The 16306-nt window shown below is 66.9% G+C and carries 14 protein-coding genes and 1 pseudogene; 7 read left to right on the top strand and 8 right to left on the bottom strand.

Translation table 11 applies throughout. The features are described from left to right. Positions 1–2: 2 nt before the first annotated feature. The 7 genes and pseudogenes from IPK85_11045 to IPK85_11015 all read right to left on the bottom strand — a co-directional run bounded on the left by IPK85_11045 (position 3) and on the right by IPK85_11015 (position 9538). Positions 3–1031: a D-alanine--D-alanine ligase gene (locus tag IPK85_11045; GenBank protein MBK8247918.1), complete on the bottom strand. Its 1029-nt coding sequence runs from the start codon at positions 1029–1031 to the stop codon at positions 3–5. A 1-nt stretch (position 1032) separates the two neighbouring features. Beyond that, positions 1033–2058 (bottom strand): putative zinc-binding metallopeptidase, encoded by a 1026-nt coding sequence (locus IPK85_11040; GenBank protein MBK8247917.1) that lies wholly within the window; start codon positions 2056–2058, stop codon positions 1033–1035. A gap of 127 nt (positions 2059–2185) precedes the next feature. Next, positions 2186–2671: a DUF3299 domain-containing protein gene (locus tag IPK85_11035; protein MBK8247916.1), complete on the bottom strand. Its 486-nt coding sequence runs from the start codon at positions 2669–2671 to the stop codon at positions 2186–2188. Between the two features lie 1661 nt (positions 2672–4332). Beyond that, positions 4333–6018 (bottom strand): annotated as a pseudogene (locus IPK85_11030) (efflux RND transporter permease subunit). 15 nt (positions 6019–6033) lie between these two features. After that, positions 6034–7185, bottom strand: coding sequence for an efflux RND transporter periplasmic adaptor subunit (locus IPK85_11025; protein ID MBK8247915.1), 1152 nt, complete (start codon positions 7183–7185; stop codon positions 6034–6036). A 29-nt stretch (positions 7186–7214) separates the two neighbouring features. Beyond that, a complete protein-coding gene (locus IPK85_11020) occupies positions 7215–8864 on the bottom strand; it encodes a TolC family protein (GenBank protein ID MBK8247914.1) in 1650 nt (549 codons plus the stop codon). Between the two features lie 56 nt (positions 8865–8920). Continuing rightward, on the bottom strand, positions 8921–9538 hold the full coding sequence (locus IPK85_11015) for a TetR/AcrR family transcriptional regulator (protein ID MBK8247913.1): 618 nt from the start codon (positions 9536–9538) through the stop codon (positions 8921–8923). Between the two features lie 381 nt (positions 9539–9919). On the opposite strand from IPK85_11015, the gene IPK85_11010 reads away from it, so the two are divergent. The 7 genes from IPK85_11010 (at position 9920) to IPK85_10980 (ending at position 15099) form a co-directional block, all read left to right on the top strand. Continuing rightward, the gene (locus IPK85_11010; GenBank protein MBK8247912.1) at positions 9920–10333 is read left to right on the top strand and encodes a prepilin-type N-terminal cleavage/methylation domain-containing protein; all 414 of its coding nucleotides are present in this window, start codon (positions 9920–9922) and stop codon (positions 10331–10333) included. An 89-nt stretch (positions 10334–10422) separates the two neighbouring features. Beyond that, a complete protein-coding gene (locus tag IPK85_11005; protein MBK8247911.1) occupies positions 10423–10797 on the top strand; it encodes a prepilin-type N-terminal cleavage/methylation domain-containing protein in 375 nt (124 codons plus the stop codon). 13 nt (positions 10798–10810) lie between these two features. Continuing rightward, positions 10811–11098 (top strand): hypothetical protein, encoded by a 288-nt coding sequence (locus IPK85_11000; GenBank protein ID MBK8247910.1) that lies wholly within the window; start codon positions 10811–10813, stop codon positions 11096–11098. A gap of 29 nt (positions 11099–11127) precedes the next feature. Further along, positions 11128–11682: a GNAT family N-acetyltransferase gene (locus IPK85_10995; protein MBK8247909.1), complete on the top strand. Its 555-nt coding sequence runs from the start codon at positions 11128–11130 to the stop codon at positions 11680–11682. Between the two features lies 1 nt (position 11683). Then, positions 11684–12538 (top strand): lysophospholipid acyltransferase family protein, encoded by an 855-nt coding sequence (locus IPK85_10990; GenBank protein MBK8247908.1) that lies wholly within the window; start codon positions 11684–11686, stop codon positions 12536–12538. Further along, on the top strand, positions 12528–13853 hold the full coding sequence (locus IPK85_10985; GenBank protein ID MBK8247907.1) for an MFS transporter: 1326 nt from the start codon (positions 12528–12530) through the stop codon (positions 13851–13853). Before IPK85_10990 ends, IPK85_10985 begins: the two co-directional genes overlap by 11 nt. 19 nt (positions 13854–13872) lie before the next feature. Then, positions 13873–15099, top strand: a complete 1227-nt coding sequence (locus tag IPK85_10980) for a glycosyltransferase family 4 protein (protein MBK8247906.1) — start codon at positions 13873–13875, stop codon at positions 15097–15099. 37 nt (positions 15100–15136) lie between these two features. Here IPK85_10980 and IPK85_10975 read toward each other — a convergent pair whose 3' ends face one another. Further along, positions 15137–16264, bottom strand: a complete 1128-nt coding sequence (locus IPK85_10975) for a glycosyltransferase family 4 protein (protein MBK8247905.1) — start codon at positions 16262–16264, stop codon at positions 15137–15139. Between the last annotated feature and the right edge of the window lie 42 nt (positions 16265–16306).

Genomic DNA, 16306 nt, shown 5'->3' with positions numbered 1-16306 from the left:
GCTCAATCGCCCCCGTCGGTCGCGCGCAGGCCCAGCCCGAGGATGCGGCCCAGCAACTCGGGGTACTCGAGCCCCCAGGCGCGCGCCGCCGACGCATACTCCTCCCCTTCCGTGAGGTCCGGGTTCGGGTTGGCCTCCAGGAACCAGAGGTGTCCCTCCGGGCTCAGCCGGTAGTCCAACCGCGCGTAGCCGGTCAGCCCAAGCGTCCGGTAGATGCGCTTGCTCAAGTGCCCGATCGTCGCGGCCACCTCGGCGGGGAGGGCATCGGCGCCTCGCTGCTCGATCCCATAGCGCTGCTGGTATTCCAGGTTGTGCTTCGCACGGGCGGTCGCGATCACCGGCATGTCCGGTGACGCCTTCTCGAAGACCAGCTCGCGCGGGGGAAAGGCGATCAGCCGATCGTTCCCCAGCACGCCGACGTACAGCTCGCGTCCGGTGATGAATTGCTCCACGAGGGCATCGGTGCCAATCCGGCGATGCACAAAGGCGACCCGCTCGGCGAGATCCTCATCCGTGTGGACGAGCGACGCCTGGGAGATCCCGAGCGACGAATGCTCCGTGAGGCTCTTCACGATGAGGGGAAATGCCAATGCCCGCGGCCGGCGCACCTTGCGCCCCACCGGAAAGACATGGAACGCCGGTACGCGAATGCGATGGTAGATCAGCACCTTCTTGGCCAGCGACTTCTCCCCGGAGACAAACAGGCCGCGGGGATTGCACCCCGTGTACGGCACGCGGAGCAACTCGAGGAATGCGGCGACGTTGTATCCGTGGAGTGTGTTGGACGCGAAGTCTTCCAGGAGGTTGAAGACAATGTCTGGCGCGAAGTCGTCAATCGCCTGCCGGATCGGCCGCAGTTCGTCGTACACGCCGAGCGGGCGCACGTCGTGACCGATCGTTCGCAGCGTGCGGATCACGTCCCACTCCGTGCGATAGCGTGCGGCCTCGTCGGGCGGCAGCGTGGCGATGTCGTCCGGCGGGAGGTTCCGCGGGTCAGTGAGCAGCAGGACCTTCAGGCGTCGCGGGGCCATCTCAGAGCGCGATCCAGTCGCGTCGTCCCTGCTCGTACAGGAAGTGCATGGTCTTTACGGTAAGCAGCACGGCAAAATCGGTGACGACCTGGCGCTCACTGCCGACCACGCGCAGTTGCAGGTGACTCAAGCGCCCGATGATGTTCCCCAGCACGGTGTCCAGCGTGTACTGGTACTCACCCGTCCATCGGGCCACCAGTCGGCGCACTTCCCCCCGATGCCGTCGGAGGAAGGAGGACGCCGCTTCGCGCCGCCGATGGTGCGGCTGGTCCGAAAACAGGCGCCGCAGGTCCGCATCGTAGATGTTGGGGTAGATCACGGTGTACTTGCGACGACGCTCGCGATAGTGATCGCCCAGCGTCTGCGGCAACCGATGCAACGGCTCGACCACCCGCCGAGCGGTGACCGCCGGTTTCTGGTCCGCCAGTTCCGACATCAGGGCATCCACGTACTCCAGCTTCTTGAGCGCGGGCCAGCCGGCGTATCGCTTGCGCCAATCAGACCGCGGCCGCAGCCACTCCGCAAACGTCTCGGCAAAATCCTCGTCCGGATGACTCTGCGCGTACCAGAGCCGGAGGTGCTGCACGTACCGCTTGGAGGCCGGGTTCGGCCGGTAGTACTCCGGGTACTTCTTGGAGGACTTCCCAAAGACCTCCTGCCACCTCCGGCGCCGATGCAGCTGGTACGCGTGCTGGAGGGCATGTCCGGTCTCGTGGCGCATGATGCGCAGGCAGTCGGCGTTTGACGCGCCTTCCACGTCCAGGAACTGGCTGCGCTCCAGGCGTCGCAACCGCTTGTGGGCGAGGTAGAACGGGAGGGCAAACCCCGGGACACCAGCCGGCGAAAACCACTCGGAGGACAGCCAGATGTGCGGGCGAAGCTGGATGTTTCGGGCCACCAGCTCCTCGTGGAGCTTGTCGATCAGCGGCTGCAGGTGCGTCCCCTCGATCGTAAGCCCCAGGTCCTTGAGACGCATCCGCATGAGCTTCTCGTCGGAGTAGCGCGACCACGGATAGCGAAGGGGCATGCGTCTCGGACGGCGGCAGGAGAGTCGGTGAAAGCTGCGGGGTGAACAGCGGATTGCCAGTGGGCCACCGACGAAGGGGCGGAACGCCTTCGCGTCCCGCCCCTCGGCACCACTTACGTCCGGACGGTCACGCCCCGCCTTCGGTCTTCGCGTCCTCGGCCGTCAGCCGGTAGATCGACACGATGCGGCCATTCCGCACCTCTTCCCCAACCTCCAGTCGCCCCCAGACACCAGTCGGCAGGTGTGTGAACTTCGCCTTCTTCCCCGGCTTCATCGAGATCATGATCCAATCATTGAGCCGGACCGGTGCCCCGAAGTAGCACATGTCGATGCTCGCGTTCAGCATGAACTTCGTGACCCCCTGGGCGTCCAGGTCCAGCGGCAGCATAAACCCCTTGAGGTAGACCATCTTCCCATCGAGGGCCTTCACCGTCGCGGGGATCTCGTTCTTCGGAGGCTTGGCCGTCGGGTCCAGCGGGTCCGGCATCTCCCAGTCATATCCACTGAGGATGTTGAACCCGACGAATTGAAAGCCCCGTGGCACGTCGTCCTGGGCGCGGGCAGCCTGGGCCAACGTGAGGGTCAATGCCGCGAACAGCGCTGTGTGTCTCATAGGTCGTGAGCAGGAGTCGTCTTGTGGGCCCGGGACAGCAAGGTTCAGTCCCCCGGCGCCAGCCCGATGGCTCGATGTTCCCCGGTCTTCTGGGACACCTTCACCCCGAACTTGTTCGCGAACCAGGACCGCATCTCGTCCAGAATCTCGTAAAATGTCGGGATTGCGATCAGGGTGAGCAAGGTCGAGGTCAGAACGCCACCGATCACGGCAATCCCCAGCGGTGCACGGAAGGCCGACCCTTCCCCGCTCCCCATCGCCGTGGGAATCATCCCCGCGATGAGGGCAAAGGTCGTCATCAGGATCGGACGCAGCCGGATGGCCCCCGCCTCGATCAGCGCCTCCCGAAGGGGCATCCCATCCTTCTCGCGCGCCCACTTGGCGAAATCGATGAGCAGGATGGCATTCTTGGCGACGATCCCCATGAGCAGGATCACGCCGATGAGGCTCATGATGTTGACGGTGTTGCCGGTCAGCGAGAGGCTCAGGAAGACGCCCACCAGCGACAGCGGCAGCGACAACATGATGGCCAGTGGATCCAGGAAGGACCCGAACTGGATGACGAGGATCATGTACATCAGGCCCACGGCGATCCCGAGGGCGATGAAGATCTGGTTGAACACCTCGGCCTGCTGCTCGGCCTCGCCGCCAGTCGAGACGCGAATGCCCTCACCGGCATTCAGTGCAGTGAGCGCAGCCATGGCGTCATTGGTCACCTCACCCATCGACCGCCCCGAGGTATTGAACTCCACGTTCACGACCCGGTCCCGATTCAAGTGATTGATGACCGCGGGTCCCATCCCCTCGGTAATCGTGGCCACCTGGCTGAGTGGCAGGGTGGCGGGAACCCCATTCGGTCCCTGCACCACCAGCGGCAACTGCCGCAGGTCCGCGACACGACGACGGGCCTCCGGCGAGAGGCGAACCACCACGTCGCGCATCTCCCCACTGGGATCCTGCCAGTCGCCGGCGTCGATGCCGGCAAAGGCAGGCCGCAGCGATTGTGCCACCTGGCCCACGGTGAGCCCTAACGACCCGGCGAGGCCCCGGTTCATCTCAACGTTCAGCTCCGGTCGCTGCCCCTTGGAGGAGAGCGCCACGTCCACCGCCCCAGGGACGGCGCGCACGGCCGCGAGTGCGCGCTGTGCGAAGGCGTTCAGGGCCTCGGTCTCATTGCCCCGCACCTCGATCAGGACCTGCTTGCGCCCCCCACCGAAGTCCGTCGTGAACACGGCCACGGTGGCTCCCCCGACGGCGGCCAGCTCGCCCCGCAGGACCGCCGCGAACTCCTCGATGTCCATGTCGCGTTCGTCCTTGCTCGTCATCTTCACGTACAGCTTGGCTATATCCACCGCTCCGGCATCCCCACCACCCAAGGTCGAATAGATGTAGCGCACCTCGGGATGGGTCATCAGGATCCGCCCCACCTCCTCCGTCTTGAGGCGCGTGTAGTCAAGGTTTGAGCCGGGCGGCGTCTCGACGTTGATGTTCACTTCGCCGTTGTCATCTGTCGGGAAAAAGCCGAACCCGACATTCATGAACTGCGGAGCCACGCGTGACAGGCCAAGCGCGACGACCAGCCCCAGCGGGACGGCCAGCAGGCGAAGGAATCGCTGCTTGACCACGGTGAGCCCGATCACGGCCACGAGAATCCCCGCCATCACGGCCAGGAATCCGGCCAGCCCGGTCGGCAGGAGGACAAACGATCCAAAGAAAGTCCCCATCGCGATCACCACCACCGCCGCCCGGTGATCCAGCGCCCAGGCGATCACGCCCTTGTACCGGAGCGCCATCCGGTTGAACCAGGCATTGAACGTATCCAGCTTCTTCGTGATCCAGGCCTTCTCGTGCTCTTCGCGATGCGGGTCCGGCCAGTAGGCGGACAGCATCGGGTCCAGCGAGAAGGACACGAACAGGGAGACCGCGACCGAACAAGCCATCGTCAGGGCGAACGGACCCATCCACTGCCGGGTCACCCCGTAGACCATGCCAATCGGGATGAAGACGGCGAGGATCGAGAAGGTGGTCGCCGCGACCGCAAGCCCGATCTCCGCGGTCCCCTCGCGCGCCGCCGTAAAGTGGTCTTTCCCCATCTCCACGTGTCGCACGATGTTTTCGCGCACCACGATGGCGTCGTCAATCAGGATACCGATCGCGAGCGACAACCCGAGCAGGGACATCGTCTCCAGGTTGTAGCCGAGGGCGTAGACCGCGATAAACCCGGCGAGCACAGACACCGGCAGGGCCAGCCCGGTGATGACCGTCGAGCGCCAGCTATTCAGAAAGAGGAAGACCACGAGCACCGTGAGCAGCGCGCCCTCGATCAGCGACTCCTCCACATTGCGCACCGCGGCCGTCACGTTCACGCCGCTGTTCTTTACCACGTCGATCTTGGTCCCGGCCGGCACGGTGATCTTCTGCACCCGTTCCAGGATCTGATCGGCCACCTCGGTGGTGCTGTACCCCTTGGCCTTCTTGATGTCGACGCCCACGGCTTCGCGTGCGCCCTGCGTGTCGCGCGACTGGAACAGCGCCATCGTGCGCGGTTCCTCGGTGGCATCCACGATGTCCGCCACTTGTCCCAGGCGGATCAACTGTCCATTGCGCTCAGCCACCACAATGTTCGCGAACTCCTCGGGACGCTCCAGTCGCCCCTTCAAGCGAATGGACCGCTCGTCCTGCGCACCATTCACGCGTCCGACCGGGGCGGCGAGGTTCTGCAGCTGTAGCGCTTGCACGATCTGTGAGACCCCCACACCGGCAGCCTGCATTGCGTCGGGACGGATCTGTACGGTCAGCTCGCGCTCGACCTTGCCGGGCACCGTGACCTCGGCAACCCCCGGGATCGAGCGCAACTCGCGCGTGATCCCCGGATCCACGAGCCGGGTCAGCTCGGCGGACGACAGGTTCACGGATGAGACCGCGAGGGACACGATCGGACGATCGGTGTCGCTGACCTTGCGGATGATCGGCTCCTCGAGTTCTGGCGGCAGGTCCTGCCGAATGCTCGAGATCGCATCGCGAATGTCTTGCGTCGCCTCTTGCAGCGGCTTCTCGAACTGGAACTCGACGAAGACCTGGCCAAAGCCGTCTTGCGCCGACCCGTTCACACGCTTGACCCCCGTGATGGAGGACAAGGCCTCCTCGACGGGATCGAGCACCTCGCGTTCCACGCCGTCCGGCGAGGCGCCCGGATAAATCAGACCCACCGTGACAAACGGAGGCTGCACGTCGGGGAACTCGTCGGTCTGCAGCTTGAACAGGGCAAAGATGCCCCCGACGACGAGGGCCAGCATCGCGACGATGGTGATGACCGGGCGCTTGATGGCAAAATCGGAAATGAACATGAGGAGGTGTCCTGGTCAGTTCTTCGGGGCGGCCGCGGCGGGCGCCTCGGGGGTGGCCTTCGCATCAGAAGGGGCAGACACCTTTAAAGGGGTCCCGGCAGAGATCCCCTGCGCCGCACCCACCAGCAGCGTATCGCCAAGGGCGATGCCCTCGACGATCTCGACACGTTCGCTGTCCTCGTCCTTGAGTCCCACCTTCACCTCCACCCGCTCGACGCGCCCGCCCTTGAGGCGCATGACCGCCGGCCGGAGCCCGCGCATGTCCACCGCCGTGGCTGGCGCGGTAAGCCCCTCGCGCTTGTCCGTGGCCAGGCGCCCCTCGGCAAACAAGCCACCAACCAAACCACCACGTGCGTTCGGGATCGAGACCATGACCTTGACCTGGCCGGTGGTGGCGTCGGCCTCCGGGTTGATCCGGGTCACCCGCCCCTCAAAGCTCCGGTCGGGGTAGCCGCTGATGTGAAAGCGAACCGGGACGCCCACGCGCACCGACGCCAGCTGGGAGGCGGCCACCGACCCTTCGAGCCGCATGCTGGACGGATCGATGATCGTGAACATCGCCGTCCCTGGCGACACGACGTCGCCGGCATTGGCCGTGCGCGCACTCACGATGCCACCAAACGGGGCCCGCACCTGGGCGTCGTCGAGCTGCTTCTGCGCCAGCGTCAGGCGGGCCTGCGCATCCGCCAGCTGCGACTGCGCCGCCTCATGGTTCCAGCGCACGCTCTCGAACTCCCGGTCACTGATCGCACCTGCATCCTTCAGCTTGGTGAAGCGGTCCAGCTCCCGCTGCGCCATGTTGAGGCTGCTCTGCGCCGTATTCACCCCGCCACGCGCCGAGAGAAACGCATCGCGCATCGTGCGGTCATCGATCCGAGCCAGGAGGGCGCCACGCGCCACCCGACTCCCCTGGTCCGCCATCGTCTGCACCACGGGACCCGGGACCTCGGCGCGCACGGTGGCCTCTCGCTCGGCCGCCAGTGACCCGCTGATGGACGGCCCACTCGAGACCATCTCACGGCTCACCACGGTGATGTTCTCCGGCCCCACACTCATCGTGGTCGGGGTCGCCGCCTCGGCCGCATCCTTCGCCGCCGCTTCGGGCCCGCCACACGCCGCCAACGCGCCCAACGCGACACCGGCCACCACTACTCGATAGGTCAACATGTTCAGGAAAGTTGGTTGTCGTCGTTGGGTTACTGCGGAATCTGCGAGGTGGCGGCCGTCGGAACCGCCCGCGAGCCACCTTGTTGCGGTGCCTGCACTCCACCTGACGGGGCACCACCCGTCGCCCCGCTGAATCCACCGGCCGCAGCCCCGGCGCCGCCGCCAAAGCTCCCGGCCGCCCCGAGCGGCAGGTCGCGCAACAGGGCGAGCCGCATCCGGGCCACCTGAAGATTGCGCGCCGCCTGGGCGCGGTTGACAGCCGCCTGTTCGAGCAGGAGTCGCGATTCCGACAACTCCAGCTGGGTGGAGATCCCCTCGCGAAACCGCACTTCCGCGATGCTGTAGGCCCGGGCGGCCTGTTCGGACGTCCCCTGACTCGCATTCAGGGCCGCTTCGGCCTGCTGCAGCTGGAAGACGGACTGTCTCGCATCCAGGGCGGCCAGCTCACGCGTCTGCTCGAGGCGCGCTCGCGCCTCGTCCACGCCGGCTTGCGCGATGAGCTGTTCCCCCTTGATGCGCCCGCCAACAAACAACGGAAAGGATGCTCCGAGGGCAACGGTCCAGTTGTTCAGGAAGGACCCCCAGCTGGGAATCCCCGTCCCGAAGCCCACCCGGCTGTACGCGCTACTCAAGCTCACCGTCGGGATCCACTCGCTCTTTGCTATGGCCAGCTGTGCCTCCGATGCCCGCACGTTCTCGTCCAGCTGGCGCACCGTGGCCCGCGACGAGGCACTGGTATCCGGTGCGGCCCCGCGCAGCGCCACGTTTGCCACCTGCGCGATCGGCGTCACGGCGGCATCGTCGATCGGCGTCGTCAACCGCACGGGTTCACCGTACGGCAGGTTCAGCAGTTGCTGCAAGCGCAGGTAGGCCAGATCGCGGTCCGTCTGACGCTGGATCAACACCGGGCGCTGGTTGTCCCGCGTCACCCTCGCGCGGAGGAGTTCAAACTCGCTCTGGTTGCCGACCTGGCGGGCCAGGGTGGTCTGCCGCAGCGTTCCCTCGGTTTGTGCCAGCGACGACTCCGCGATGGCGACCAGGCGATCTGCCAGCGCCGCGTCGTAGTACGCCTCCGTCACTTGCAGCGCCATGAGCGCCCGCTGCGACGCCACCTCGATGTCAGCCGAACGTCGGCCGGCCTGCGCCGCGCGATGCTGGGCCTGCACACGGCCACCAGAGTAGAGGGTGACCGCGCCATTCACGGCGAACTGGTACTGGTTGCGCGCGCCGAAGCCGACGCGTGAAAAGTCCAGCCCCCCGCCACTCTGGGTGCACCGCGAGAAACGCTCAAGGCCACGGACCCGGTCGGCGTCCGTCGCGCCAGCAGGCGCCAGGTATCGCAAACAGGGCTGGAAGTAGGTCGTCGTATCGCGCGCGGGAACGGCAGGCTCCGTCGCCGGAACGGGCGGCGGCGCCGTGTTGAAGGCGGAGAACTGCGTGGCGAGCGTTCGTGTATACCCGGCCGTTCCGCTGACCTGGGGCAAGTACTGCGACCTGGCCTGCAGCACCTGGCCGTCGGCCCGGCGTACGCCGGCCTGCGCAATGCGCATCGCTTCACTCTGGGCCTCGGCCAGGCGCAGTGCCTCGTCCAGGGAAAGCGTGCGCGCGCCTTGCGCGCGGCCGAGGGAAGGAATGACCAACGCGAGGACCACGGCGCCCAGCAACGAGGGAATTTTCATATGACGAATGAGGTACGATGACTGAGGGTGTGCCACGCACGTGCGCTGCGGATGAGTCACTTGACTGCTCCCTCCAGACGTTGGGCGACCGTCGCCGACCGTTGGATGCCGAGGAAGATCAAGAACACCTCGACATACTTGCGCGCCGCCTGCGCCTCCGGCTCCGGATACGCCGCGGGCACCACGTCCCTGCCTAACGCGTCAGCAAAGATCGCCGACGACAGCATGGCACAGGCGGTCCTGAGCGTGTCCGCATCCGCCGGGGTCTCCGGCGGCCGGACCTTGCTGGCGTACTCAAACAACTGGTGCAGGTACGGCGCCTTGGCCTCGGCGATCACGCTTCGCATCTCCGGGTGTTCATCGAGCTCGGCCATGGTACGGCGAATCACGGTCCGAATGCCCCGCATGAACGCGAGGTGCGACTCCGACCACTCGACGAGCTCCTGTTCCACATCACCCGGTTGCGCGGGGAGCGCACAGACGCACCCCTGCGGATGCACACAGGCCATCGCCTCGGTGAGCAGTTGCGATTTCGATCCGAACAGCCGAAACAGGGTCACTTCATTGACCCCGGCGACTTCGGCGATGCGACGCGTGGTCGCCCCTCGAAATCCCGACTCGGCAAATACCTGGGCGGCAGCCTCGAGAAGCTTGTCGCGGCTGACTATGGACACGAGGAACGGAGCTGGTGGCTGGTGGCCGGTTGATGCATGCGCGTGATGCGGGTTTAGGAGCTTGGGCTGCCGCTGGGGAATCAAAGCAAGCAGGTGCTTGCATACAACGCGCGGGCTCCTGTCAGGGTTTCAGCCATCCCCCGCCTGAGCCCCGGCGGCCGGGCCACCACACCTCGTCGCGCCGCTGCGGCCGCGATCGATCCGCTCCGGTCAAACTGGCCGACAGTTGTTGTACCTCGCTCCCCCGATACCGGTCAGTAGGTCCGCTTCTCCTGTTTCGGCCCCTCCGGGGGCTAAAGCAGGGGCCAGATCGGCCGAGCTTATGTGAGCCAGGACACCATGGCACCCAATCTGCGAATCACATCGGTAACGGGAGGCAACATGCGACGCAAAACGGCCGGCTTCACTTTTGTCGAGATCCTCATCGCCCTCACGATGTTCGGGATCCTCACGGCGGTGGCGGTCCCGCGCTACCGCCAGTTCAAGGAGCGAGCGTTTCTCGCGACCATGAAATCCGAGCTTGGCTCCCTCCGCGTCGCACAGGAGGCGTTCTGGGCCGAGAACCAGGCGTACACGGCCGATACCACCCAGCTCGACTGGAACGGCTCGTCCGAGATCAAGCTTGCCCTGGCGTCCTCGGACCTGTTCGGTGGCTTCACTGCCACGGCGACCCATCTCCTTGCCCCATCGCTTTCGTGCTCGACCTCCGTCGGCAAGGACGCCACGACCTTCGCCTCCGGTGACATCGTCTGCACCTCGGTGTCCGGCGGTGCGGCCGCCGGTGTGACGCCGTAGTCCGAGTCCGCCAGGATTTGGCCTCGCCTCCGGGCGGGGCCTTTTTTGTTGGCCTTCGTTTACCTTCGTGGGGCGCCTACCCCCCTCCGATGCGACCTCGTCACGGCCTGACACTCATTGAACTCCTGTTGGTCATGCTGGTCATCTCCATCCTGGCGGGTATCGGGTACGGCCGTTGGCAGGACGCCAAGGCCAGGGGGTTCAAGGCGACGATGACGGCAGACCTGGCCGAGCTGCGGATTGCGGAAGAGGGGTTCTGGGCGGAGAACCAGCGGTATTCCACGGACACCACGCAGCTGGACTGGAGCCCTACCAGTCAGGTACAGGTGTCGATCAGTTCCGTGGACCTCACCGCCGGCTACGACGCCCAAGCGACACATACGGCGCTCCCCGGCGTATTCTGTGACATGTACGTGGGCCGTGCGACTGGCACGCGCCCCAGCGGAGAGGTTGAATGCAAATGAGGCGCGGGCTCACGTGAATCCCCTGGCCATTGGACTTCAGGTCATCGCGGGGGTCGTCGGAAGCCATCTGGCGTCGATGCTCCGTCCCCGCCGGAGCCTTGGTCCCCGCCTGAACACGGCCCTGGGCGCGGTGGCCGGAGTGGCCGGGGGCTCTCTCCTGGGTGGGGTCTTCGGACGCGGCACCTGGCCGATGGTCGGTAGCGCCGCACTCGCAGGTGCGCTCCTGGTGGCCGTGCTCGGCGTAATGCGCGGCGAACGAGCGGCCACTCCACCAATGCCGGAGCCCGGCCAACCGGCATAGCTTGCGGCGACCCCTGCGCCGAGGGCGATCTGGCTGACCTTCTTTTTCGCTACGCGACCCGCGCGGACATTCCTGCGCTCAACGCCCTGATTCGCGAATCCGCCGCTGCCCTCAGCGCGGGCTTCTACACCGAGCAGGAAACAGACGCCGCGATTCGGTACGTCTTTGGCGTGGACACGATGCTCGTGGACGACCAGACCTACTTCGTGGCGTCGCTGGAGGGTTCGGACGTGGCGTGCGGCGGCTGGAGCCGACGCGGTGCGTTGTACGGCGGGGACCAGCGCCGGATGGAAGAGGCCCCGCTCCTCGACCCACAGCTCGACGCAGCGCGTATTCGTGCGTTCTTCGTTTCCCCCCGGTATGCGCGACGGGGCATTGGTCGGCAGATGCTCGACCATTGTATAGCGGCCGCAGTCGCGGAGGGGTTCTCGGCCCTCGAACTGATGGCGACCCTCCCCGGCGTACCCTTGTACGAGCAGTGCGGTTTTCGCGAGTTGGAGCGCGTCGTCGACACCATGCCGAACGGGGTGGGCGTCCGTTTCGTGAGGATGCGACGCGAGCTGCCGCGGCCGGACGCCGAGTGACGTGATCCCGTCGGCGTTGGCCATTCGGTGGGGAATATGGCTCTCGGGCCGTGTCCCGGCCGCCGTGGTGCGTGGTGGTGCGCGCCTCGCGGGACGGATCGCCGGGACCGTGGCGCGGGGTCGGCGCCGCACGATAGCGACCAACATGGATCACCTCGTCGCGGATCGCGCGATGCGCGGGCGGCTTGGCCGGCTCGTCCTCCCCAACATGGTCGAGGCGGTCACCGACCTCTGGCGGCTCCCCACCCTCGACCGTGACGCACTCGACCGGCTCGTGGATGTGCGCGGACTGGAACATCTGGATGCGGCAGTGGCCGCCGGCCACGGGGTGATATTGGCGACCGCACATCTGGGCCCGTATGAACTGGCGGGAGCCTGGTTGGCACATCGCGGGTATGTGGTGCATGCCATGGTCGAACGGATGCCGGAGGAAACCGGCGCGGCGCTCGCCGCGTACCGCTCCTCCACAGGTATGCAACTACTCGATCGTTCCTCAGGCCCGCGCGGTCTGCTGCGGGTTCTCAAGGCCGGTGAGGTGGCAGCGCTTGTCTGCGACCGAATGGTCGGCGCTGGCGCGCCCGGTCAGGTGGTGCCCTTTGGCCGTGGGTTCCGAGAAATCCCGGTCGGCCCCGCCTCATTCGCCCTCGCCTCGGGGGCACGTATCGTGACCGGGTCGATCGTCAGAAATCCTCTGGGACCCGGGCGCTACCAACTGTCGTTGGACCCTCCCGTGGATCCCGCCGGCCACACCGTCGTCACGCTGACCACCCTCATCGGGGAACGGCTATCCGCCATGGCCACCGCGCATGCGGACGAGTGGTATGTCTTCCAGCCGGCGTGGCGCAATGACGGCTGAACTCGCCGGCCGCGTGCCGCTGGCGGCGGACGCCTCGTTAGGCTCCGTGGTCCGGCGCCCCGGGTTCCTGTTGTTGGTCCTCGGCCAGACCATCTCCCAGCTGGGCGACAAGCTGCACCACATGGCGCTCATCGCACTCGTCGGGGCTGGCGCCCAGGTCGAAACGGGCGGGATCGAGCTCGCCAAGCTCTCGGTGGTCTTTACGGCGCCGGTCGTCCTGTTCGGGCCGCTGGCGGGGGCTCTGGTCGACCGGTGGAACAAGCGCGCCGTGATGCTGGTGTGCGACCTGCTGCGGACCCTGGTCGTGTGCCTGATCCCGTGGCTGTACGCGACGACCGGCCACTTGTGGGCCGTCTACGCGATGGCATTTCTCGTCTTCCTGCTCGGGATCTTCTTCAACTCGGCCAAGATGGCCCTGATCCCCGACCTCGTTGAGCGACACCAACTCCTCGCCGCAAACGCCGCACTGACGAGCGTGGGGCGCGTGGCCACCGTGGTCGGCATCGTGGGCGGCGGGATGTTGATCGGCCTCCCCGTGTGGCGCCGCCTGGGGTGGAGTGACTATGCCGCCGGCTTCTACCTGGACGCCCTGTCGTTCCTCGTCTCCACGCTCGCCCTGCTCGGCATCATCCTGCTGACGGCCCCAGCCGCACCGGCCGCGACCAGTCGACGCCGCGCCGTCCGCGGGATTCGCGCGCTTGCCGCAGATGTCAGGGAATCCATCCGGGTCATCCACCACACTCCCGGACTGCGTTTCGCCTTTGGATCGCTCATCCTGCTCGGAGGATTCGCCAGCACGGTGTACGTAGCCATGACCGTGTCCGTGCAAACCGTCATGGGCCGCGGCACGGCAGGGGTCGGGATTCTCGGTGGAGTCCTGGCGGCTGGTATGGTGCTGGGATCGGTCGTGGTCGGATCGGTGGCGCGGAGCCTGTCCCGCACCACGGTGATTGAGAGTGGCATCGGCGTCATTGGCCTGTTGATGCTGGTCGGCGGGACGTTCTTCAGCTACGGGGTACTCCTGCCCGTGGCCTTTCTGGGAGGGGCGATGCTCGGACCTGTGATGATCGCGCAGGACACGCTGCTACATGAGCACGCGCCCGCCGACGCGCGCGCCGTATTGTTTTCCACGAAGGACCTGTTGCTGGCCGGCGTGTTCGCCGTCTCCGCCTTCCTGGTGGGCGGTGCGGTCTACCTGCTGGGGCGCGTCGGTGTCGCTGAACCGTATCGATGGAGCCTTGGTGCCGTGGGCGGGGTAATGCTCGCGGCACTACCCGTCCTGCGCACGATCCGGCCGGACCAAACCCACAGCTGACGAGCCGCATCCAACCCTTATGCGCATCGTTCAGATTTCCCCGTACAGCTGGGACGCCCCCGGGGGCGTGCAGGTACATATCCGCCAGCTGTCGCGTCAGTTGCGCGAGCGCGGGCACGAGGTCCTGGTGCTCGCCCCGGGCGACCAACCCGGCTTTCGTGAGGATGCCCGAATCGTCGGGCGCCCGTATGCCGTCAGCGTGAACGGATCGGTCGCGCGCCTCTGTTTTTCCCGACGATCATCGCGCGTGATCGCCAAGGCGCTCGACACCTTCGTTCCGGACGTGATCCATGTGCACGACCCCCTGACGCCGAGCACGTCGATGCTGGGGGTCCTGCACAAGAACGCGCCGGTGGTGGCCACGTTCCATTCCTACTTCGCGCGTGATCACGTCGAGGGTCGGGTCTACACGGCGCTTGCGCCCCTGTTGCGGCCCGTCTGGCGGCGGGTGGATCGCCGGCTCGCCGTCAGTGCCGCCGCGCGTGACTCGGTTTGCTCGCGCATGGGGCCTGCAGCGATCGAGATCGTCCCCAACGGGGCAGACGTCGACGTGTTTGCAAATGCCCAGCCCGCCGCGCTCGGCGACGGGCGCAAGCTACTGTTTGTCGGTCGACTGGAACCGCGCAAGGGATTCCCGGTGGCGATCCGGGCCTTTGCCCAACTCGCGCCGGAGTTTCCCGACCTGCGGCTCGTCGTCGTGGGCGACGGCGAGGATCGGCGGGCGGTGGACCTGCTCACGCCCGAGCTGCGCGCGCGCGTGGACATGGCGGGCAAGGTCTCCTACGAGGCCCTGCCTACGTTCCACCAGGCGGCGGACGTGTTCATTAGTCCAGCGACCGGGAGCGAGAGTTTCGGGATCGTACTCGTCGAGGCGATGGCGGCGGGACTCCCCCTCGTTGCCAGCGATATCGTCGGCTACCGTGAGGTCGCCCGCCACGAGCGTGAGGGGCTGCTCGTCACCCCGTCAGACCCGGCGGCGCTCGCGCAGGGCGTGCGGCGCCTGCTGGAGCGCCCAAGCCTGGCAGCAGCGTTAGGCGCGGCGGGGGCGCACAGGGCACGATCGTTCCGGTGGGATCGCATCGTCGACCGGCTGGAGCGCATCTACGACGGTGTGATGGTGCGGGAGCGCCGGGTGTCTCCTCCGGAACGTTCGCGCCCGGTCCCCCTGTCGATCGATGGCGCCCCGGTCGCCGCGGCACGGTGGTCGTCCACCGTCGACGAGTGGGTGGCGCAGGCCGATGGCTAAGGCACGCCTCTCTACGGCGCCTGGTCCTGTGGGACCGCTATCGCACCGCGGCGTCCATCAGGGCGCGCAACCGCGCGGTCATCGCGTCCCACGTCCATTCGCTGTGGACCCACGCGGCACCCGCCGCCCCCATGCGCGCCCGGCGTGGTGCATCGGTCAAGAGTTCGATCAAAGCCGCCGCGAGCGCCGTGTGCGACGTGGGATCGACCACCAGCCCGGTCTCCCCAGCGCGCACGGCTTCGGGCGCCCCTCCGGAGTCGCCGGCCACCACCGCCCGACCGACCGCCGCCCCCTGCAGGAACACAGCGCCTAACGCCTCGATGTCGAGCCCGAACCACCGGGCGCGACACGGCATGGCAAACACGTCCCCGGCACGAAAATGGGCGGGGAGTTCGGCATACGACACTGCGCCGGTGAGGGTGATGCGCGCGGCCACCGGTGACGCCGCCGCCATCGCGCGGAGCCGGGCATCGTACGGGCCGCCCCCAACGATCAGCAGCCGAGCCCGGGGGACGGCGGACACGACCTGTGGCCAGGCACGGATCAACAGGTCCTGCCCCTTCCGGGCCACGAGTCGCGAGACGCAACACACAACGGGATCGTCCCCCAGGCCATGGCGCATCCGCACTTCGTGATCCGAGACGCCCGGGTGGAAGTGACCGGTGTCGATGCCGGAGGGAAGAAGTGGCATGCGACCGTCCCAGCCGAACGCCGGCTCAAGCTTGCGTCGCGCCCAGTCGCTGACGGCGGTCACCAGCGACGCCGGGCGTCCGATGTGCGAGAGCACGCCGGGGATCAACGCACCCGTCAGCTCGAGGCCATGGGAAAAACCACCGTACCGAATGCCCAGCTTGCGGTGAAGCGCTGGCCCCATGTGCCCCAGCGGCCAGAGGGCGCCAAACAGGACGAGGTCCGGACGTCGGGCGCGCAGCACCGCGTGCAATTCGCGCCGCACGCCCGGGGTCGGCAGCATCATTTCGGTCTTGAGCCGAACCACCTCATGCACGAAGCGGCGGTCGAACTCCGCGGCACCGCGGTAGGACGAGGTAAAGACCGTCACCCGCCCCTCGGGGAGTCGCCGCGCCAACTGGTGGACGTAGTCATTGATCCCACCAATCCGGGGTGGGAAGTCATTCGTGACGATACACACGGATGGCGACGACATCACCCAGCCAATTTCACCGGGGATGGCCCGGCGGGCAACGCC

Source organism: Gemmatimonadota bacterium (assembly GCA_016712265.1).
Lineage (GTDB): Bacteria > Gemmatimonadota > Gemmatimonadetes > Gemmatimonadales > Gemmatimonadaceae > RBC101.
This window is presented reverse-complemented; position numbering and strand designations above follow the sequence as displayed.

Excerpts from the sequence above, each read along its gene's own strand:
- IPK85_11045 (MBK8247918.1), bottom strand. The coding sequence starts at position 1,031 with ATGGCCCCGCGACGCCTGAAGGTCCTGCTGCTCACTGACCCGCGGAAC.
- IPK85_11040 (MBK8247917.1), bottom strand. The coding sequence starts at position 2,058 with ATGCCCCTTCGCTATCCGTGGTCGCGCTACTCCGACGAGAAGCTCATG.
- IPK85_11035 (MBK8247916.1), bottom strand. The coding sequence starts at position 2,671 with ATGAGACACACAGCGCTGTTCGCGGCATTGACCCTCACGTTGGCCCAG.
- IPK85_11025 (MBK8247915.1), bottom strand. The coding sequence starts at position 7,185 with ATGTTGACCTATCGAGTAGTGGTGGCCGGTGTCGCGTTGGGCGCGTTG.
- IPK85_11020 (MBK8247914.1), bottom strand. The coding sequence starts at position 8,864 with ATGAAAATTCCCTCGTTGCTGGGCGCCGTGGTCCTCGCGTTGGTCATT.
- IPK85_11010 (MBK8247912.1), top strand. The coding sequence starts at position 9,920 with ATGCGACGCAAAACGGCCGGCTTCACTTTTGTCGAGATCCTCATCGCC.
- IPK85_11005 (MBK8247911.1), top strand. The coding sequence starts at position 10,423 with ATGCGACCTCGTCACGGCCTGACACTCATTGAACTCCTGTTGGTCATG.
- IPK85_10985 (MBK8247907.1), top strand. The coding sequence starts at position 12,528 with ATGACGGCTGAACTCGCCGGCCGCGTGCCGCTGGCGGCGGACGCCTCG.
- IPK85_10980 (MBK8247906.1), top strand. The coding sequence starts at position 13,873 with ATGCGCATCGTTCAGATTTCCCCGTACAGCTGGGACGCCCCCGGGGGC.
- IPK85_10975 (MBK8247905.1), bottom strand. The coding sequence starts at position 16,264 with ATGTCGTCGCCATCCGTGTGTATCGTCACGAATGACTTCCCACCCCGG.